This is a genomic window from Shinella sp. HY16 (assembly GCF_028534175.1).
Classification (GTDB): domain Bacteria; phylum Pseudomonadota; class Alphaproteobacteria; order Rhizobiales; family Rhizobiaceae; genus Shinella.
This window is the reverse complement of sequence record NZ_JAHYXL010000001.1, coordinates 2,616,152-2,635,746: the sequence shown is the minus strand read 5'-3', so window position 1 is coordinate 2,635,746 and position 19,595 is coordinate 2,616,152. Positions and strand designations below refer to the sequence as shown.

The 19,595-nt window shown below is 63.6% G+C and carries 19 protein-coding genes; 10 read left to right on the top strand and 9 right to left on the bottom strand.

Going from position 1 to position 19,595, the window contains the following annotated elements:
- Window positions 1–88: 88 nt before the first annotated feature.
- The 5 genes from K0P03_RS13105 to K0P03_RS13085 all read left to right on the top strand — a co-directional run bounded on the left by K0P03_RS13105 (window position 89) and on the right by K0P03_RS13085 (window position 5,647).
- Window positions 89–1,957 (top strand): ABC transporter ATP-binding protein, encoded by a 1,869-nt coding sequence (locus K0P03_RS13105; protein WP_272789814.1) that lies wholly within the window; start codon window positions 89–91, stop codon window positions 1,955–1,957.
- Between the two features lie 263 nt (window positions 1,958–2,220).
- Window positions 2,221–2,799: a ubiquinol-cytochrome c reductase iron-sulfur subunit gene (petA, locus tag K0P03_RS13100; protein WP_023515767.1), complete on the top strand. Its 579-nt coding sequence runs from the start codon at window positions 2,221–2,223 to the stop codon at window positions 2,797–2,799.
- Between the two features lie 14 nt (window positions 2,800–2,813).
- Entirely contained in the window at window positions 2,814–4,082 is a 1,269-nt protein-coding gene (locus K0P03_RS13095) for a cytochrome b (RefSeq protein WP_024271239.1), read from the top strand.
- Between the two features lie 27 nt (window positions 4,083–4,109).
- A complete protein-coding gene (locus K0P03_RS13090; RefSeq protein ID WP_050744235.1) occupies window positions 4,110–4,997 on the top strand; it encodes a cytochrome c1 in 888 nt (295 codons plus the stop codon).
- Between the two features lie 107 nt (window positions 4,998–5,104).
- On the top strand, window positions 5,105–5,647 hold the full coding sequence (locus K0P03_RS13085) for an adenine phosphoribosyltransferase (RefSeq protein ID WP_023513604.1): 543 nt from the start codon (window positions 5,105–5,107) through the stop codon (window positions 5,645–5,647).
- Window positions 5,648–5,829: 182 nt separating this feature from the next.
- Here the strand turns inward: K0P03_RS13085 and K0P03_RS13080 are convergent, their stop codons facing one another.
- From K0P03_RS13080 to ychF, 3 genes are all read right to left on the bottom strand, one after another.
- Window positions 5,830–6,297 carry a MaoC family dehydratase gene (locus K0P03_RS13080; RefSeq protein WP_272789813.1) on the bottom strand — a complete coding sequence of 156 codons (468 nt, stop codon included), beginning with the start codon at window positions 6,295–6,297 and terminating at the stop codon, window positions 5,830–5,832.
- On the bottom strand, window positions 6,284–6,754 hold the full coding sequence (locus tag K0P03_RS13075) for a MaoC family dehydratase (protein WP_272789812.1): 471 nt from the start codon (window positions 6,752–6,754) through the stop codon (window positions 6,284–6,286). The genes K0P03_RS13080 and K0P03_RS13075 overlap by 14 nt, the downstream gene beginning before the upstream one ends.
- A gap of 155 nt (window positions 6,755–6,909) precedes the next feature.
- Window positions 6,910–8,013 (bottom strand): redox-regulated ATPase YchF, encoded by a 1,104-nt coding sequence (ychF, locus tag K0P03_RS13070; protein ID WP_272789811.1) that lies wholly within the window; start codon window positions 8,011–8,013, stop codon window positions 6,910–6,912.
- 158 nt (window positions 8,014–8,171) lie between these two features.
- On the opposite strand from ychF, the gene clpS reads away from it, so the two are divergent.
- Window positions 8,172–8,483, top strand: coding sequence for an ATP-dependent Clp protease adapter ClpS (gene clpS, locus K0P03_RS13065; RefSeq protein ID WP_023513608.1), 312 nt, complete (start codon window positions 8,172–8,174; stop codon window positions 8,481–8,483).
- Here the strand turns inward: clpS and K0P03_RS13060 are convergent, their stop codons facing one another.
- The 5 genes from K0P03_RS13060 to K0P03_RS13040 form a co-directional block, all read right to left on the bottom strand.
- Window positions 8,484–8,942: a GNAT family N-acetyltransferase gene (locus tag K0P03_RS13060; RefSeq protein ID WP_272789810.1), complete on the bottom strand. Its 459-nt coding sequence runs from the start codon at window positions 8,940–8,942 to the stop codon at window positions 8,484–8,486.
- A gap of 1 nt (window position 8,943) precedes the next feature.
- Window positions 8,944–9,660, bottom strand: coding sequence for an aminoacyl-tRNA hydrolase (gene pth, locus K0P03_RS13055; protein WP_272789809.1), 717 nt, complete (start codon window positions 9,658–9,660; stop codon window positions 8,944–8,946).
- Window positions 9,661–9,731: 71 nt separating this feature from the next.
- On the bottom strand, window positions 9,732–10,481 hold the full coding sequence (locus K0P03_RS13050) for a substrate-binding periplasmic protein (RefSeq protein ID WP_272789808.1): 750 nt from the start codon (window positions 10,479–10,481) through the stop codon (window positions 9,732–9,734).
- A 21-nt stretch (window positions 10,482–10,502) separates the two neighbouring features.
- A complete protein-coding gene (locus tag K0P03_RS13045; RefSeq protein ID WP_443020549.1) occupies window positions 10,503–12,896 on the bottom strand; it encodes an EAL domain-containing protein in 2,394 nt (797 codons plus the stop codon).
- 229 nt (window positions 12,897–13,125) lie between these two features.
- Entirely contained in the window at window positions 13,126–13,734 is a 609-nt protein-coding gene (locus K0P03_RS13040) for a 50S ribosomal protein L25/general stress protein Ctc (RefSeq protein ID WP_023513613.1), read from the bottom strand.
- A 234-nt stretch (window positions 13,735–13,968) separates the two neighbouring features.
- On the opposite strand from K0P03_RS13040, the gene K0P03_RS13035 reads away from it, so the two are divergent.
- Together K0P03_RS13035 and K0P03_RS13030 are read left to right on the top strand one after the other, a co-directional pair.
- A complete protein-coding gene (locus tag K0P03_RS13035) occupies window positions 13,969–15,012 on the top strand; it encodes a hypothetical protein (protein WP_272789807.1) in 1,044 nt (347 codons plus the stop codon).
- Between the two features lie 36 nt (window positions 15,013–15,048).
- Window positions 15,049–15,423, top strand: a complete 375-nt coding sequence (locus K0P03_RS13030) for a hypothetical protein (protein ID WP_272789806.1) — start codon at window positions 15,049–15,051, stop codon at window positions 15,421–15,423.
- 3 nt (window positions 15,424–15,426) lie between these two features.
- On the opposite strand, the gene K0P03_RS13025 is transcribed toward K0P03_RS13030, so the two are convergent.
- Window positions 15,427–16,617: a benzoate/H(+) symporter BenE family transporter gene (locus K0P03_RS13025; RefSeq protein WP_272789805.1), complete on the bottom strand. Its 1,191-nt coding sequence runs from the start codon at window positions 16,615–16,617 to the stop codon at window positions 15,427–15,429.
- A gap of 241 nt (window positions 16,618–16,858) precedes the next feature.
- Between K0P03_RS13025 and K0P03_RS13020 the strand changes: the two genes are divergently transcribed.
- Window positions 16,859–17,818 (top strand): helix-turn-helix domain-containing protein, encoded by a 960-nt coding sequence (locus tag K0P03_RS13020; RefSeq protein ID WP_050744193.1) that lies wholly within the window; start codon window positions 16,859–16,861, stop codon window positions 17,816–17,818.
- Window positions 17,819–17,968: 150 nt separating this feature from the next.
- On the top strand, window positions 17,969–19,477 hold the full coding sequence (gene adh / locus K0P03_RS13015; protein WP_023514574.1) for an aldehyde dehydrogenase: 1,509 nt from the start codon (window positions 17,969–17,971) through the stop codon (window positions 19,475–19,477).
- The last annotated feature ends 118 nt before the right edge of the window (window positions 19,478–19,595 follow it).

Below are 19,595 nucleotides of genomic sequence, written 5' to 3'. Positions count from 1 at the left end.
CCTCAAGCGAGCAATCTTCGCACGCGATGCCCTTCCACCTTTCCAATCTTTAATTTGTCGCCCGTCAAAAACCGCCTATATCGATGGCATGATCTTCCGCCCGCTCTTCTCCTGGTTCGAGAACTGGATTCAGCCCTTCGCGCGGCGGGATGATCTTCGTCCGCCGCAGGGGCTTCTCGCCTTCATCTGGTTCTATGTTGGCCAGGCCAGGGCGCCGTTTGCGACGATGCTGGTGCTCGGCGGCGTGACCGCGGGCATCGAGGCGGCGACCTTCTGGTTCGTCGGGCGGCTGGTCGATATCCTGGCGACGGTGAAGCCGGGAGACGGATGGGGCGGGCTTATGGCCGCGCATGGGCCGGAGCTTCTGCTGATGCTCGGCCTCATCGGCCTCGTTCGCTTCGTGATCACCTTTCTCACCGCGCTCGTCGACCAGCAGGTCATCACGCCCGGCTTTTACAATCTCGTGCGCTGGCAGTCCTATGTGCATGTCGCGCGACAGTCGCTGTCCTTCTTCCAGAACGATTTTTCCGGGCGCATCGTCACGAAGGTCTGGTCGGCGGGGCAGGCGACCGGCGACGTAATCACCTCCTTCATGGAAAGTGTCTGGTTCGTGACGATCTACACGGCCTCGACGCTGGTGCTGCTCGGCGGGCTCGACTGGCGGCTTGCCGCCGTGCTCGGCGTGTGGCTCGTGGTGTTTTCCGTGCTGGCACGCTATTTCGTGCCGCGCATCCGCGAGCATTCGCGCCAGACCGCCGAGGCCGCGTCGATGCTGAGCGGCCGTATGGTGGATGCCTACTCCAACATCCAGACGCTCAAACTGTTCGGCCGCGACGAGGCGAACGACCGCTACATGCGCAGCGGTTTCGATACTTTCCAGACGACGACGCTCGATTTCACGCGCTTCCTGACAGGCGTGCGTGCCTCGATGGCCTTCGTCTCCGGCCTGATGATCGTCGCCATGGCCGTGCTCTCCATCCATCTTTGGCTCGGCGGCGTTGCCAGTTCCGGGGCCGTCGCCTTTACCATGGCGCTGGTGCTGCGGCTGAATTTCCTGCTCAATCGCCTGATGACGCAGCTCAACAGCATCATGCGCAATATCGGCACGATCCAGAACTCGGCCGATCTCATCTCCCAGCCGATCGGCCTTGTCGACAAGCCGGATGCGATGGAAATGAAGGTCGTGCGCCCGGACATTCGCTTCGAGGCCATCCGCTTCCACTATGGCCGCAAGTCCGGCGTCATCGACGACCTGACGCTGTCGATCCGGCCCGGCGAGAAGGTCGGCATCGTCGGCCGGTCCGGTGCCGGCAAGTCGACGTTGGTCAATCTCCTGTTGCGCTTCTACGATCTTGAGGGCGGGCGCATTCTCGTCGGTGGGCAGGATATCGCCACCGTCACGCAGGAGAGCCTGCGCGCCAATATCGGCATGGTCAGCCAGGATACCGCGCTCTTGCACCGCTCGATCCGCGACAACATCCTCTTCGGCAATCCCGACGCCAGCGAGGACGAGATGATCGAGGCGGCGCGAAAGGCCGAGGCGCATGATTTCATCCTCACGCTGGAAGACCAGCGTGGGCGCAAGGGGTACGATGCCCATGTCGGCGAGCGCGGCGTCAAGCTTTCAGGTGGTCAGCGCCAGCGCATCGCCATTGCCCGCGTCATGCTGAAGGATGCACCGATCCTCGTGCTCGACGAGGCGACCTCGGCGCTCGATAGCGAAGTCGAGGCGGCGATCCAGTCGAACCTCGAGCGGCTGATGCGCGGCAAGACCGTGCTCGCCATCGCGCACCGCCTCTCCACTATCGCTGCGCTCGACCGGCTGATCGTCATGGATCGCGGCCATATCGTGGAGGAGGGGACCCATGCGGAACTCGTCGCGCGCGGTGGTCTCTATGCGGATCTCTGGTCGCGCCAGTCGGGCGGTTTTCTCGGCCATGAGGAAGCGGCGCAATAGAGCCGCAGGGCGTCGTCCTTCGCATGCTTTTTGAGCCGGGAAGCGCTGGAGGTTCAAGGCGATGCCTGCGCCTTGTCAAGATGCTCCGTTTTTCCCGCGACAATGTGCCCACCTCCCCTTGCCAAGGCTGGACATAATTTGCGATCAAGCATAGAACGCGCCGGATTGACGGGGAATCTATGGCCGTATTGTGTCCGGATTTGACCGGTTTCCAAGGGGCGTGGCGGGTTTCCGCAGACTTTGCGTGAGAGGATGGTTTAGCCGTGAGCGAACACGAGACATCAAGCGAATCCCTGGGCGAGCCCACTCGCCGCGATTTCCTTTACCTGACCACCGGGATGGCTGGCGTCGTGGGCGGCGTTGCGGTTGCCTGGCCGTTTATCGACCAGATGCGTCCGGATGCGTCGACGCTGGCGCTTGGCGCCATCGATGTCGATGTCTCCAGCGTGACCCCTGGCATGTCCTTGACGGTCAAATGGCGCGGCAAGCCGGTCTTCATCCGCAACCGCACGGACAAGGAAGTCGAAGAGGCCAAGGCCGTTCAGCTTTCCGACCTCAAGGACGCTGTTGCTCGTAACGCCAACATTGCTGCCGACGCCCAGGCGACGGACCTCGACCGCTCGGCGGGCGTGGGCAAGGAAAACTGGATCATCATGGTTGGTGTCTGTACCCACCTCGGCTGTATTCCGCTCGGCCAGGCCGGCGATTTCGGCGGCTGGTTCTGTCCCTGCCATGGTTCTCACTACGATACCGCTGGTCGTATTCGTAAGGGGCCGGCCCCTGAGAACCTTGCTGTGCCGACCTTCTCGTTCGTATCCGACACAGTCATCAAGATCGGTTGAGGGGACACCTGATAATGAGTGCTGAACATTCCACCTACCAGCCGACGACTGGCATCGAAAAATGGGTCGATTCGCGCCTGCCTCTGCCGCGCATGATCCATGACAGCTTCGTGTCCTACCCGGTTCCGCGCAACCTGAACTATGCCTACACCTTCGGCGCCATGCTGTCGGTGATGCTCATCGTGCAGATTCTGACCGGTATCGTGCTGGCCATGCACTATGCCGCCGAAACCTCCGTCGCGTTCAACTCCGTCGAGAAGATCATGCGCGACGTGAACCACGGCTGGCTGCTGCGCTACATGCACGCCAACGGCGCGTCCTTCTTCTTCATCGCGGTCTATCTCCACATCGCCCGCGGCCTCTACTACGGCTCCTACAAGGCGCCGCGCGAAATCCTCTGGATCCTCGGCGTGGTCATCTATCTCCTGATGATGGCGACCGGCTTCATGGGCTACGTTCTGCCCTGGGGTCAGATGTCCTTCTGGGGCGCGACCGTTATCACCGGCTTCTTCTCGGCCTTCCCGTGGGTCGGCGAGTGGATCCAGCAGTTCCTGCTCGGCGGCTTCGCGGTCGACAACCCGACGCTGAACCGCTTCTTCGCGCTGCACTACCTGCTGCCGTTCATGATCGCCGGCGTCGTCGTCCTGCACGTCTGGGCGCTGCACGTCACCGGCCAGACGAACCCGACCGGCGTCGAAGTGAAGTCCAAGACCGACACGGTCGCCTTCACGCCCTATGCAACGCTGAAGGACGCCCTTGGCGTTTCGGTCTTCCTGATCGTCTTCGCCTGGTTCATCTTCTACATGCCGAACTATCTCGGCCACCCGGACAACTATATCCCGGCCGACCCGCTGAAGACCCCGCCCCACATCGTTCCGGAATGGTACTACCTGCCGTTCTACGCGATGCTGCGCGCCATCACCTTCAACATCGGCCCGATCGACTCCAAGCTTGGCGGCGTCCTCGTGATGTTCGGCGCGATCATCGTGCTGTTCTTCCTGCCCTGGCTCGATACGTCCAAGGTCCGTTCGGCTGTCTACCGCCCGTGGTACAAGCTGTTCTTCTGGATCTTCGTGGCGAATGCCATCCTGCTCGGTTGGCTTGGCGCCATGCCGGCGGAAGGCATCTACGTCATCCTCTCGCAGCTCGGTACGCTCTACTACTTTGGCTTCTTCCTCGTCCTCATGCCGATCCTCGGCCTGATCGAGACCCCGAAGCGCATTCCGAATTCGATCACGGAAGCGGTTCTGGAAAAGAAGAACGCCAAGGCGGCCAAGGCCTGATAGCGAGCGACGAAAGGAACCATGACAATGAAAAAGCTTGTTGCAGGCATTCTGTCGCTCGCACTCGTCGCCGGTCTCGGCGTCTCCTTCGCCACGGCGGAAGAGGCGGCGCCTGCCGGTGGTGCCGAAGCGGAACACGCCGCCAGTGCCACACCCCACTACCCGATCCACAAGCCCAAGCAGCAGGAATGGTCCTTCGCCGGCCCATTCGGCAAGTATGACAAGGGCCAGCTCCAGCGCGGCCTGAAGGTCTATACCGAAGTCTGTTCTGCCTGCCATTCGATGAGCCTCGTCTCTTTCCGCACGCTGGAAGGTCTCGGCTACTCGGAAGCCCAGGTGAAGGCTTTTGCAGCGAACTACGAAGTGCAGGACGGCCCGAACAGCGACGGTGAGATGTTCACCCGCAAGGCTGTGCCGGCCGACTACTTCCCGTCGCCCTACGCCAACCACGAGGCGGCTGCCGCTTCGAACAACGGCGCCGCTCCGCCGGACTTCTCGCTGATCGCCAAGGCACGCGGCATCACCCGCGGCTTCCCGCAGTTCGTCTTCGACATCTTCACCCAGTATCAGGAAGGTGGCCCGGACTACATCTACTCGCTGCTGACGGGGTACGATGAAGAGAAGCCGGCGCATATCGAAGTCGGCGAAGGCACGCACTACAACCCGTACTTCGCAAACGCTGCGGCGCTCGCCATGGCAAAGCCGATCTCCGACGACCAGGTCACCTATGACGACGGTTCGCCGCAGACGGTCGACCAGTATGCGCATGACGTCTCCGCCTTCCTGATGTGGGCCGCAGAGCCGCACCTGGAAGAGCGCAAGCGTACCGGCTTCATGGTCATGGTCTTCCTGGTGATCTTCACCGGTCTGATCTACCTGACGAAGAAGTCGGTCTACGCGAACAAGGAAAGCTGAGCGGCTCCGTCGCTCTGTCGAAAGGCGGCCTTCGGGCCGCCTTTTTTGTTGTGGGGGACTGCGGCACCTGCAATAACCGGAGAAAGCCCTCCGCAGTCGGAATTCCCATGTCTACACTCGAAAACGAACTCGTCGCCGCGATCCGCAACATCCCGGACTATCCCAAGCCCGGCGTGATGTTCCGCGACATCACCACGCTGCTCGGCAATCCGCGCGCCTTCCGCCGTGCGGTGGATGAGCTGGTGCACCCCTATGCGGGCATCGGCGTTGCCAAGGTCGCCGGCATCGAGGCGCGCGGTTTCATCCTCGGTGGCGCGATGGCGCACCAGCTGTCGACGGGCTTCGTGCCGATCCGCAAGAAGGGCAAGCTGCCGCACGAGACCGTGCGCATTGCCTACAGCCTGGAATATGGCGTGGACGAGATGGAGATGCACAAGGACGCCATCAAGCCGGGGGAGAAGGTCATCCTCATCGACGACCTGATCGCGACCGGCGGTACGGCGGAGGCTGCGGTGAAGCTGCTGCGCCAGATCGGCGCGGATATCGTCGCGGCTTGTTTCGTCATCGACCTGCCGGAACTCGGCGGGCGCAAGAAGCTCGAAGCGCTCGGCGTGGAAGTGCGCACGCTGGTGGCGTTCGACGGGCATTGAAGGCAGCTGCCGGCTGTCTGGGGTGGTGGTGTCGCTCCTCATCCGGCCTGCCGCCACCTTCTCCCTGCAAGCGGGCGAAGGGATAGGCCGCGCCGGTTTCCCAACTGACGCTGTTTGTGGAGCACATCCTCTCTCCCCGCTGCGGGGAGAGGGTTAGGGCGAGGGCAAAGCGAACGGGCGGTTCAGACGAATTCCAGAACCGTGCTCTCGAAGCGAATGACCGGTTCGCCGTTCTGGTTCCTTCCCGCGCACAGGATCGTATTGATCAGCCGGCCCGGCCGTGAGGCGAGTTCGCGCGAGGCGGTCAGGGTCACCGAATAGGTGATCGTGTCACCGGCAAAGACCGGCTTCAGCCAGCGCAGGTTCGTGAAGCCGGGGGAGGGGCCGAGGTTCGGGGGCGTGATGCCCTCGCGGGCCAGGCGTTTGCATTCGCCCGCCCAGAACGGCACGAAGCATTTCATCCAGCCGGCGGAGGAATGCCAGCCGGAAGCGCAGAGGCCACCGAAAAGCGCCTGCTTGGCCAGCTCCGCGTCGAGATGGAAGGGTTGCGGGTCGAAATCCCCTGCGAAGCGGATGATGTCTTCCGCCGTGAAGGTGAGGTTGCCGATTTCGACGGCCTTGCCGAAGGCATAGAGCTCAGCCATGCGCATGGTCGGCTTCCTTTTCGGCAAGGCGCATCATGTTGATGTATTCGCAAAGGGCGACCGTTTCGCCGCGCTGGTTCGTCACCGTGGCGCGCATGCGCACGATGCCGATTTCGGGGCGCGAGCGTGAGGTGTGGGCATCGAGCACTTCGCAGTGGCCGCCGAGCGTATCGCCTGCCAGCACCGGGCGCTTCCATTCCATCAGGTCGACGCCGGGCGAGCCTTCCGAGGTGGAGCCGTCGATATAGGCTTCGAAGAGCATGTGCATCATCACGGCGCTGGTGTGCCAGCCGGAGGCGGCAAGGCCGCCGAGAATGCTTGCGCGGCCGGCGGCCTCGTCCATGTGCATCGGCTGGGGATCGAATTCCGTCGCGAAGGCGACGATCTCGGTTGCCGTGAGCGTGCGCTTCGTGAAGTCGAAGCGCCGGCCCGGCGTGAAGTCTTCAAAGGTGTAGTTGGCCACGTCGCGATCCGTTCTGTTGCGGGGGGACAATGGCGAGGGTGTCCGGCTTTTGCAAGCGCCGGCGGAATTGGCGGGACGCCATGTCCTTCAAGCGCAAAGAAAAACCGCCGCCCCAGCCGGGGACGGCGGTCTCGAATGGAGGCTGTCGGGTCGTCTTACGTGTTGAAGCGGAAGTGGATGACGTCGCCGTCCTGCACCACGTATTCCTTGCCTTCGTCGCGGCCCTTGCCGGCTTCCTTCGCGCCGACTTCGCCCTTGTAGGCGATGTAGTCGTCATAGGAGATGGTGAAGGCACGGATGAAGCCGCGTTCGAAATCCGTATGGATGACGCCGGCCGCCTGCGGGGCCTTGGTGCCGCGCACGATGGTCCAGGCGCGGGTTTCCTTGGGGCCGACGGTGAAATAGGTGATAAGGTCGAGCAGGTGGTAGCCGGCGCGGATCAGCCGGTCGAGACCCGCTTCTTCAAGGCCGAGCGCCGAGAGGAATTCGGCGGCTTCCTCTTCCGGAAGCTGGGCGACCTCGGATTCGATCGCTGCCGAGATGATGACGCATTCGGCGCCCTGTTCCTTCGCCATGGCGGCGACGGCTTCGGTGTGCGTGTTGCCGGTCGAGGCATCGGCCTCCGCGACGTTGCAGACATAGAGAACCGGGTGGGAGGTGAGGAGGTTGAGACCTTTCAGAACCTCGATTTCCTCGGGCGCCAGCGTCTTGAGGAGCAGGCGGGCCGGCTTGCCTTCGTTGAGCAGCTTCACCACGGCTTCCATGATCGGCAGCTGCGCGAGGGACTCCTTGTCCTTGCCGGTGGCGCGCTTGCGGGTCTGTTCGACGCGGCGTTCCAGGCTTTCGAGGTCGGCGAGCATCAGCTCGGTCTCGATCGTGTCGGCATCGCCGACCGGGTTGATGCGGCCCTCGACGTGGGTGATGTCGTCATCCTCGAAGCAGCGCAGCACATGCACGACGGCATCGACTTCACGGATGTTGGCGAGAAACTTGTTGCCGAGGCCTTCACCCTTCGAGGCGCCGCGCACGAGGCCGGCGATGTCGACGAAGGAGATGCGGGTGGGGATGATTTCCTTGGAACCGGCGATGCTGGCGAGCGCCTTCATGCGCGGATCGGGAACAGCCACTTCGCCGGTGTTCGGCTCGATGGTGCAGAAGGGGTAGTTTGCCGCCTGGGCGGCCGCCGTCTTGGTCAGCGCGTTGAAGAGGGTCGACTTGCCGACATTCGGCAGACCGACGATACCGCATTTGAAACCCATGGAAGTGGTCCATTCGTCTTAAGAAAATCGTTGCCCTCGCTATGGGGGATGGCGGGGGCAGGGTCAAGGCCTTCGGCCATGCAGGGCCTTGAAGTCGCCTCTCCTGCGGTGCACAATGGGGCTCACACCGCTCGGAGCCGGAATACGAGGAGCTTCCCATGAGCAATGGTGACACGACCCTCACCCCGAAAACCGTGACGGAGCCGAAGCTGGAGCGCCCGAAGCTCTACAAGGTCATTCTCGTCAACGACGACTACACGCCGCGCGAATTCGTGACGCTGGTGCTGAAGGCCGTCTTCCGCATGGCGGAGGAGACGAGCTATCGCGTCATGATGACCGCACACAAGATGGGCACGGCGGTGGTGGTCGTCTGCGCCCGCGACATTGCCGAGACCAAGGCGAAGGAAGCGACGGACCTTGCCAAGGAGGCAGGCTTCCCGCTGCTCTTCCAGACCGAGCCGGAGGAGTAGTCAATTCGGTGTGGGACGGCGGATCTGGAAGCCGGTCTTGTCCTGCCGGAAGCCGCAGCTCGTGTAGAAGGCATGGGCTTCGCTGTCGCCCCGGCCCGTCAGCAGCATGACCTTGTAGCAGCCGGCCGCCCAGGCCGTATCGATCGCATGCCGGATGACGGCACGGCCGAGGCCCCGCCGGCGGGCGGTGTGGTGGGTGACGACGTTCTCGATCAGCGCATAGGGGGCGCCGCCCCGGGTGAGGTTCGGCACGATGACGAGCGTGCAGGAGGCGAGCGGCTTTTGCCTGTCCGCGGCGACGAAGATCGTCATGCCGGGCTGGGCGAGGATTGCGGCGAAGCGATCATGCGCCGTTGCCGCATCCAGCGGCGGATCGGCAGGATTGAGTTCGGCATAGAGCGCGAGCAGCCCCGGAAGATCGCCCGGTTCTGCGGGGCGCAGGTCCACGTCCGCAGCCATCCTAGTCGCCCTTGTTGCCGAGCAGTTTCTTCAGCATCTCCGCCATCGGCCCGGTCGTCGGCAGGATCTTCGGCTGGGCGTGGTTGCGCGCCTGGCGGATATGGGACTGGCCGGCCGGTTTCTGTGCGGGGGTCTTTTCCGCTTCCGGCTTGCTGCCGGTGGCGAGCGCCAGCTTGTTCATCAGCTGCGAATCCTCTCCCCGCACCAGCATGTCGGCATTGAGGGCGAGCTCGTCGAGCAGCGGGTCGAGCCAGCTATGGTCGACCTTGGCGAAATCGCCGAGCACATGGTTGGTGACGAGTTCCTTGGCGCCCGGATGACCGATGCCGAGGCGCAGGCGCCGATAGTCCTTGCCGCAATGGGCGTCGATCGACTTGATGCCGTTGTGCCCGCCATGGCCGCCGGCGACCTTGATGCGCGCCTTGCCTGGCGCAAGATCCAGCTCGTCGTAGATCGCGACGATGTCCTTCGGCGCCAGCTTGTAGAAGCGCATGGCCTCACCGACGGATTCGCCCGACAGGTTCATGAAGGTCTGCGGCTTGACGAGCAGCACCTTCTCGCCGGCAAGCTCGCCTTCGGAGATTTCTGCCTTGAACTTCTTCGACCAGGGCGAGAAGGGGTTCTTGCGGTGGATCGCGTCCAGCGCCATGAAACCGATATTGTGGCGGCTGCCCGCATATTTTGCGCCCGGATTGCCGAGCCCCGCGATGATCTGCATGGAATGGTCCGCAAAATGGATCTGTCCGGCCTTCACCACCGCGAAAGCGACCGGAAGTCAACCGTCCGCATTCATTTCTTCGCGCCACCATCGGCCGTGCGCGGGTTCGGCGGCAGGCCGTAGGCTGTGTAGATGTGGTCCTGCTCACCGCTGACGATGAGCTGGTCGAGCGCCGCCTGCAGCCGCTTGATAAGCGCGGGTGGGGTCTGCCTGTGGCAGGCGAGGCCATAAATCTGGCCGGCCATCAGCATGGCCTTTTCAACCGGCTGGCCCTGGTTGATGAGGTTCTCATAGGTCTTGATCGAGGTCGGCATCAGGTCGATGCGGCCGGAGAGCAGCTTGCGCACCGAAATGTCGATGTCCGCTGCAAGGTCGATCTCTTTAAAACCGAGGCCCTCCAGCGCTTCGACGGCAAAATCGCCACGTTGCGAGCCGACCTTCATGGCAAGCGCGTCCTGCAGGTTTGCCGGCCCCTTGCTGCCATCCTTGCGCTTCAGCAGCACCATTTCGTCTTTCAGCAGCGGATTGACCCAGGCGAAGCGATCGGCGCGCTCCCGGTTGTAGCCGGTCGTGAAGACGCAGTTCATCGGCTGGCTTTCGGCCATCGCGAAGGCACGGGCCCAGGGCATGATCTCGATCGTGTAGTCGATACCGGCGGCCTTTGCCATTGCCTCGACCTGTTCGACCGCGATGCCGGTGATCTTGCCGTCCTTGGAATAGTTGAAGGGGGCGTATTCCTCCGTCACGAAATGCAGCGTTTCGGCGAGCGGCGCTGAAAAGGGGGCGAGCGACAGGCAAAGCGTCAAAAGCAGCGTCTTCATCGTCTCGTCCTCAGTCTTTCATCAGGAGGCAGCGGCGCGGCGCTCCGGCCTTTCCGTCATCGTGAATTCGTCCAGTTTCTCCAGGAGCGCGTCAAGCGGAAGAGGACGGCTCAGGAGATAGCCTTGGCCGAACTCGATCTGCATGGACTGGAGGATATCCCACTGTTCCGTCGTCTCGATGCCCTCCGCCACGACCGCACAGCCCATCTGGTGCGAGATCGTGCGGATACCCTCGATCAGCATGCGACTCTTGCGGCGCACGTCCGGCTGGTCGGAAGAGAGCGAGCGGGTGAAGGACTGGTCGACCTTGACGATATCGACGGGAAAACGGTTGAGATAGGACAGCGAGGAATAGCCGGTGCCGAAATCGTCGAGTGCGATGCGGCAACCGAGATCGGAAAGTGCGTCGAGCACCTCGCGCACGATGGGATTGTCGAGCATCAGCACGGCCTCGGTGATTTCCACCACGATGCGCGACGGTGTGACGCCGTGTTCCAGGAGCAGGGCGGCAAGGCGGGCGGGCAAAGCGGGCTCGAACTGCAGGGGCGAAAAGTTCACGGCAAGATAGCTGTCGGCAAGCCCATCGAGCTTTGAAATGACGGCGAGGCTGGCGATCGACTTCGAGAGGATGGTGTCCCCGATGCGGCTGATCGAACCGTTCTCCTCAGCGATGCCGATGATCTCGGCCGGCGGCAGCAGGCCGCGCTCGGGGTGGCTGAGACGCATCAGGGCCTCGAAGCCGGCGACGCGTCCGTCAGCGAGCGAAACGATCGGCTGGAGATGGGCGACGAACCAGTCGTCGCGCAGGCCCTGGTCGATGAACTGCTCGGTTTCCAGCCGCTTGCGGGCGATGTCCACCATATTGTTGTCGAAGAGCTGCACGCCGTTCTTGCCGCTGCGCTTGCGCGCATACATCGCCATGTCCGACTTCTGCAGCAGGCAGGCCGCCGTCGAGGCGTGATCAGGATAGACGGCGACGCCGATGCTGGCGCTGACTTGCAAGTCAGCGCCGTTGATGGTGAGGGGCGTGCGCAGGCTCGCGACCAACCGTTCGCTGACATCCATGGCGAGCTGCCGCGCGTTCGGGGCGGCGAGCAGGATGGCGAATTCGTCGCCGCCGAGCCGGGCGATGCGGTCGCCCGCACGCAGCTGCCGGCGCAGGCGTGTCGCCACCTGGCAAAGCACGTCGTCGCCGGCGGCATGGCCGAGATTGTCGTTGATCCACTTGAAGCGGTCGAGATCGACGAAGAGGCAGGCGAGCTGTTGGCCGAGCCTGTCGGCGGTGCCGATCAGCTCGTCGAGCACCGATTCGAAGCCCTGCCGGTTGAGCAGGCCCGTCAGGTGGTCGGTGATCGCCTGGTGATGGTTGCGGTTCTCCGCCTCCTTGAGGTCGGTGACGTCGGTCATCACGGAGAGCGACAGCGCCTGGCGGTGGCTACTGGCAGCGGCGCCGGTTTCCAGGATCAACACGTCGATCATGCTGCCATCGGCGCAGCGGAAGCGGACGGTCGCCTCGCAGATGCCGCCATTGGCGTTGTTCTCGTCATGGCGCCTGCGATAGGTCTCGCGCCAGTCCTCGGCAACGAAGTCGGTGAACTTCTGGCCGATCACCGCGGCGCGGCGATAGCCGGTCGCGGTCAGCCAGTAGTCGCTGACCGCGGTGATGCGGTTCTCCGCGTCGATGGAGAAGAGCATGGCCGGCGTGAGATTGTAGATGTCGGTGGCGCGGGCATGAGCGAGCTTCAGCTCCTTCTCCTCGCGCTCCAACTGGCTCTGCATCTCGTTGAAATTGTGGGCGAGGGCGCCCATCTCGTCGCTCGATGTCCAGTCGACATGATGGCGCGAGCCGAGCCGGCGTGTCGCCTCGATGGCGGCCGTCAGCCGCATCAGCGGGCGGATGACGGTGATGCGGTTGCCGATGATGGCGGCGGTAAAGAGTGTCGCCACGGCAAAGAAGAAGATGGCGAAGATGCTCATCTCGTCCGTCGAGAATCGCGAGAGCAGGCCCTCCTTGTGGATCCAGATTTCCGCCGTACCGACCTTCTTGATGCCGTCGTTCGCCTTGTAGAGGATGTCGGTCTTGACGATCGAGCGGGCGTCGTCCGGGTCGGGGCGCGTCGCGGGCTTGCTGATGTCGATGACATTCGAGGTGTCGCGCACATGGACGAAGGAGATGTCGGCATCTGCCTGCAACGCGCTGACGATCTGGTCGATGCTGTCCTTGTCGAAATCCCACAATGGCTTGCCGAGTGCCTGGACGTTGGCCTCAAGCAGCACTTCTGTGTTCTCCAGGCGCTCCCGCGCGACGCGGTCGGAGGAAAGGATCAGGAAAAGTGCGAAGAGCGGGGCGACGAAGATGAACAGGGCGCCGATGACGATGGCAATGAAGCGGCTTTCCACCGAATGCATTTTCATGCCGGTTGCCCCCATGCCATGATGCCAAGCCCGCCCATAACGCCCCTCTTTGGCTTTCGCCATCTGTGAGGCTTAGATTTTCATCAAAGTCTTAAATGTTGCTGAAATCGCCGTCCGGAAAAGTGCTGAAAATTCAGGCCTCACGCCACGGTAGTGGCGGAAAGCGGGCAAAGAAAAGCCCCGCATCCGTCGGGATGCGGGGCTTTCGAAGCCGTCAGAACGGAACCGATTACTCGGATGCTTCCGTTGCTTCTTCTTCCTTCACGCCGGCAGCCGGGACAGCGATCGTGGCGATCGTGAAGTCGCGGTCGGCGATGACCGGGCTCGTGCCCTTCGGCAGCTTGACATGCGAGATGTGGATGCCGTCGCCGACCTTCAGGCCGGCCAGGTCAGCCGTGATGAATTCCGGAATGTCGCCGGCCAGAGCATGCAGTTCGACAGCGTGGCGAACGATGTTCAGGACGCCGCCGGCCTTGATGCCCGGGGACTTCTCTTCGTTGACGAAGTGAACCGGAACTTCGACGACGACGTGGGTGTTGCCCGAAACGCGCAGGAAGTCGACATGCATCGTGAAGTCGCGGACCGGATCAAGCTGGTAGTCCTTCGGCAGGACCTTGATCTTCTCGCCGTTGACATCGATCGTCGCAACGGTCGTCTTGAAACCGCCGGCGTGGATACGCTGCGTGACGTCCTTGGTCGACAGGGCGATGGAGAGCGGGGCCTGCTTGTCGCCGTAAATGACTGCGGGAATAAGGCCGTTGCGGCGAAGTTCACGGGAGGACCCCTTACCAACCCGTTCGCGCGTCTCGGCCTTGAGCTCGTAAGTGTCGTGGCTCATGGCTTTACCTTTCGTGTGTTACTGGAGAGCCCTTCGCAGGCAGGGATCGCCCTGCCGCCGCAAAAAGCTTGAGGATTTCGTGAAAGCCTCATCCACGTTGCCTCCAAGGGTGTCTACGCGGACGGGGGCTCGATAAACGAGAACGCCCGGAAATGCAAGGCCCGCAGCCGGATTGACACGATGCGGTCATGATTGGATGTTCGCTTGCAAATCAGTTCGGCGAAGGAAACCACGATGAGAAGACAGATCCTGATGGCCTCGGCCGCATTCGCGCTTGTATCCGCAAGCCCGGTCCTTGCCCAGGAGGTTTCGCCAGCCGAGGCCGAAAGTATCCAGCAGAAGCTCACGCGCTACCTGCCGCAGGATATGATCGAGGCGGGTCTCGTCAGCGTCAAGGCGGCGACCTCGTTCTACGAGCTGCGCTTCAATCCGGCCGTGCTGCTCGAGAAGCACAAGTCCGGCGCGGTGACGGTCGAAGGGTTGAAGCCGATGACGGCCTATCTGAGGCCCATGCCGGAAGGCACCTATCGTATCGAGGCGAACGACAATCTCGACATCAAGGGGTCCGTCGACGTCGCGCCGGGCAAGAACTCCTTCTCCTACATCATTGCCTCGATGAAACTCGAAGGCATCTATGATCCTGAAATCCTCTACTTTACCTCCGCCGACTGGAACGCCGAGAAGATCGCCTTCACCAGCACCTCGCCGCAGGAGAGCATCACGGCAAGCTTCGGCGAGACGGTGATGCGTCTTGCCGCGGAGAAGAAGGGCGAGGGCATTCTCGACATTTCCAGCACGGGCGTGATGAAGGCCTTTGCCGAGACGATCACCGGCGGTGCGAACGGCCGGGTGGATATCAGCGCCGACACGGTCGACATCGATGTCAGCATGGATGGTGCGCGCAACAAGGTGGTGCAGGACCTCGTCTTCTTCGTGCTCGACAACATGCACAAGGACAAGCTGGAGGCGGCGGATGCGGCGCGGCTGAAGGAGATGCTGCGCTCCGCCCTGCCGGTCTTCGACAACCTCACCGAAACGATCAAGGCCTCCAATGTGAGCGTCGGTACGGAGCAGGGTACGTTCGGCGCCGAGAGCATCAGCTATGTCATCGACATGAACGGCATTGCCCATTCCACCCGTGTCGGCTTCGGTTTCGGCGTGGAGAAGCCCAAGCCGCCGGCCGGCATCCTGCCGGCGGCCTTTGCGGAGGCGCTGCCGGAGCGCGCGACCTTCAAGGCGGCGGTGACCAATCTCGATCTTGCCGGCGCGGTCAACTAACTCATCGACCATGCCGATTTCACCAAGCCCGAGCCGTTGACGGAGGCGCAGAACCAGGAGATCGGCCGCATCATCCTGCCGGACGGCGCGATGACCATGGAATTCGAGGACATTTCCGCCGTCTCGCCGATCTACGACGTGCATCTCGCCGGCAAGATGCTGGTCTATCCCGAGCAGCAGGATCGCCATAGTGCGGAAGTGACGGTGACTATGCGCAACTTCGACAAGACGATCGCCTATCTCCAGAAGAACGCCGCCACGGTGCCGGAATTCGGCCAGGCCGCCTTCGGCCTCCTGATGATGAAGGGCCTCGCCCGCGATGCCGGCGGCGGCGCGCAGGCCTGGGACCTGACGGTCGACAAGGACGGCAAGGTGCTGGTCAACGGCCAGCCGCTGCCCTTCCAGCAGTAAGGATCAGGACCTGGCGCGGCGCCTTGCCGTGAGGCGGGCAAGCGCCAGCATCAGCCCTCCGGCGATCAGCCCCCAGAAGGCGCCGGAAATGCCGGCGAAGGAAACACCCGAGGCGGTGACGAGGAAGGTCACCGCCGCAGCCTCGCGGCCCTCCGGCTCCTTGAAGGCGTTGAGCGCCGAGCCGGCAAAGGCGCTGATCAGCGCGAGGCCGGCGACGGCCTGGATGAGGATCGGCGGGGCGAGGCTGACAAAGGCCGTGACGGCGCCTGCGGCAAGCCCGAAGATCACGTAGAAGACGCCGGCATTGATCGCCGCCCAGTAACGCTTGGCCGGGTCGGGATGCGCGTCGCTTCCGGCGCACATGGCGGCGGTGATGGCGGCAAGGTTGACCGCATGGCCGCCGAAGGGGGCCGACAGCAGCGAGAAGAAGCCAGTGACGGCAAAAAGCGGGCCGGGACTGGGCTCGTAGTGGTTGACCTTCAGAACGGCGATGCCCGGAATGTTCTGCGAGGCCATGGTGACAATGAAGAGCGGCAGTGCGATGCCGACGAGCCCGGCGACGGTGAAGACGGGTGCGACGATCTCCGGCCGCGGCAGCAGCGAGTCGGCGAGGCCTGAAAGGGCACCTTCGGGAATGTCGATGCCGAAGGCAAGCACGGCGACGAAGGCGGCAAGCGCCGCCGGTACGGCGTAAAGCCTGTTGATGCTGCCGACGACCACCCAGGCAAGGACGATCGGCAGGCCGAGCAGCGGATCGAAGGCGATGGCCTTCACCGGTGCGAAGCAGAGGCCGATGAGGACGCCCGACAGCATGGCATTGGCGAGGGTCGCCGGGATTGCAGCGACCATGCGGCCAAGCGGCTTCCATAGACCCGCGATGACGATCAGCACCGCGCAGACGAGGAACCCGCCGACGGCCGTCGCAAAGCCGCCCTCCACGGCGCCGGAACTTGCCAGCAGTGCGGCGCCCGGTGTCGACCAGGCAATGGAGACGGGGAGCCGCGTTGTGGCGCTGAGCACGATCGCGCAGACGCCCATCGACACGGACAGCGCCATCAGGCCGGAGGCCGCCTGCGCCTCCGTGGCGCCGACGCCGGTCAGTCCGTGCAGCACGACGGCGAAGGAACTCGCAAAACCGACGAAGGCGGTGAGCAGGCCCATGAACAGGGCTTGGGCGGAAAAATCACGAAACATGGCAAGGATCGATGCTGGACAGGAATGTGCACTGGTAACAGGCGCCGGGCGGCTTGGAAACAGGGTTTCGGCAAGGGCAGGACCCGGCAGGACGGACAGGAGGCCATTGCCTCGACGGAGCCCTGTTCGCCCCAGTCTTGTACCTTTGTCCTGCTGGACCGGCAGGCGCAAACATGGCTATAGTCGTTGAGCGTTGTATTCTGGCGCGACGATCGGTCGAAGCTTTCGGGGAGGAGAGCGGATGCCCATGCGTTTCGATCACGCAGATCATGTGCAGAGCGTTGCGGCCCACACCTCGGCCGCGGCCAGTTCGCCGGTGGCTGCTTCCTGGCGCCGCTGCCTCACGCTGCACGGGCTTTCCCCCGAAGAGGCACGCCACCCCTGGCGCCTGACCGAGCCGGAATTCCGGCAGGCGCGGGCGCGCTCCAGCGTGCTGATCGAGGAGGCGCGCGGCGAGATCGACCGGCTCTTCGCCACGGTCGGCAAGGCCGGCTGCTGCCTGCTCCTGACGGATGAGAACGGCATTGCGCTCGAACGGCGCGGGGCGGCGGGCGACGACCGCGATTTTCGCGGTGTCGGGCTCTGGTCCGGCACGGTGTGGAGCGAGGCGAGCGTCGGCACCAACGGCATCGGCACCGCGTTGGCCGACGAGCGGCCCGTGCTCATCCTGCGCGACCAGCATTTCCTCTCGCAGAACACCGGCCTTTCCTGCACCACTGCGCCGATCCGCGATCATACGGGGCGCATCGCTGCTGCCATCGACATTTCCACCTGCCGTGACGATGCGGGCGAGATGACCATGTCGATCCTCTCGCAGGCGATCCGCGATGCCGCCGCGCGCATCGAGGCGGGGCTTTTCCGCCGCGCCTTCTCCGCCGCGCGCATCCTGCTTGTGCCCGTCGAGGGGCGTAGCGCGCCGGCGCTGCTCGCCGTCGATCGCGACGACCTGGTTCTGGGCGCAACCCGCGCCGCGCGCCAGGTGCTCGGTCTCGACGACCGGCGCATCGCCACGGGCGTCGCCGCCTCCGACCTCCTGCAGGAGGATAGGGCGGAGGACGGGCGCGACCTCGACGATGCGGAACGCGCGGCGCTGCGCCGCGTGCTGACACGCGCCGGGGGCAATGTCAGCCAGGCGGCCGACCTGCTCGGCATCAGCCGCGCGACGCTGTACCGCAAGATGAAGAAGCTCTCGATCAACTGATGTTGCAATGCAGCACAGGCTGTCGCGCCGGCCTGTCTCAATTCTGAAACAGTCGCCGCCGCCATCGTCCTGCCCCCTCTACCGCGATCGGCCGAAGCGCAGCACCATCCTCTCCGACGGCCCGTCCGGGCCCTACATGGGAGGAATGACATGCTGCACCAGAAGATCGTCGAAAACCCGTACAAGGCAAAGTACGGCAACTTCATCGGCGGTGAGTGGAAGGAGCCGGTCGCCGGCCGCTACTTCGACAACATCACGCCGGTCACCGGCGGCAAGCTGTGCGAGATCGCCCGTTCTGACGCTGCCGATATCGAGCTCGCCCTCGACGCAGCCCATGCCGCGAAGGACAAATGGGGCCGCACCTCGACCACCGAGCGCTCCAACATCCTGATGAAGATCGCCCAGCGCATGGAGGACAATCTCGACCTTCTCGCCCGTGCGGAAACCTGGGACAACGGCAAGCCGCTGCGCGAGACGCTGGCCGCCGACATCCCGCTCGCCATCGACCACTTCCGCTATTTTGCATCCTGCGTTCGTGCACAGGAGGGCGGCATCAGCGAGGTCGACCACAATACGATCGCCTATCACTTCCACGAGCCGCTCGGTGTTGTCGGCCAGATCATCCCCTGGAACTTCCCGATTCTGATGGCTGCCTGGAAGCTGGCGCCTGCTCTCGCCGCCGGCAACTGCGTGGTGCTGAAGCCGGCCGAACAGACGCCGTCCTCGATCCTCGTCTGGGCCGAGCTGATCGGCGATCTCTTGCCTGCCGGCGTGCTCAACATCGTCAACGGCTTCGGCCTGGAAGCCGGCAAGCCGCTCGCCTCCAATCCGCGCATCGCCAAGATCGCCTTCACCGGCGAGACGACGACCGGCCGCCTGATCATGCAATATGCCAGCCAGAACCTCATTCCGGTCACGCTGGAGCTTGGCGGCAAGTCGCCGAACATCTTCTTCGAAGACGTCATGCGCGAGGATGACGACTATCTCGACAAGGCGCTCGAGGGCTTTGCGATGTTCGCGCTGAACCAGGGCGAGGTCTGCACCTGCCCGAGCCGCGCGCTGGTACATGAGAAGATCTACGACCGCTTCATGGAGAAGGCCGTCAAGCGTGTCGAGAAGATCGTGCAGGGCAACCCGCTCGATACCGCGACGATGATCGGCGCGCAGGCGTCGTCCGAGCAGCTTGAAAAGATTCTCTCCTATATCGACATCGGCCGGCAGGAGGGTGCGGAACTGTTGACGGGCGGTGCGCGCAACGATCTCGGCGGTGATCTCTCGGGCGGTTACTATGTCAAGCCGACCGTCTTCCGCGGTCACAACAAGATGCGCATCTTCCAGGAGGAGATCTTCGGGCCGGTGGTCTCGGTCACGACCTTCAAGGACGATGCGGAAGCGCTCGCCATCGCCAACGACACGCTCTACGGCCTCGGTGCCGGCGTGTGGAGCCGCGAAGCGAACCGTTGCTACCATTTCGGCCGCGACATCCAGGCCGGCCGTGTCTGGACCAACTGCTACCACGCCTATCCGGCCCATGCGGCCTTCGGCGGTTACAAGCAGTCGGGCATCGGCCGCGAGAACCACAAGATGATGCTCGACCACTACCAGCAGACCAAGAACATGCTGGTCAGCTACTCTCCCAAGGCGCTCGGTTTCTTCTGAGCGACCGCTCTCCTTCTCCCCCCCCCCCCGGAGAAGGCGTGCAACGGGCGTGGGAGCGCTGTCCGCCGTCGCTCCTCGCTCCATCCCTCTCCCCGTAGCCGGGGAGAGGGAAAACCGT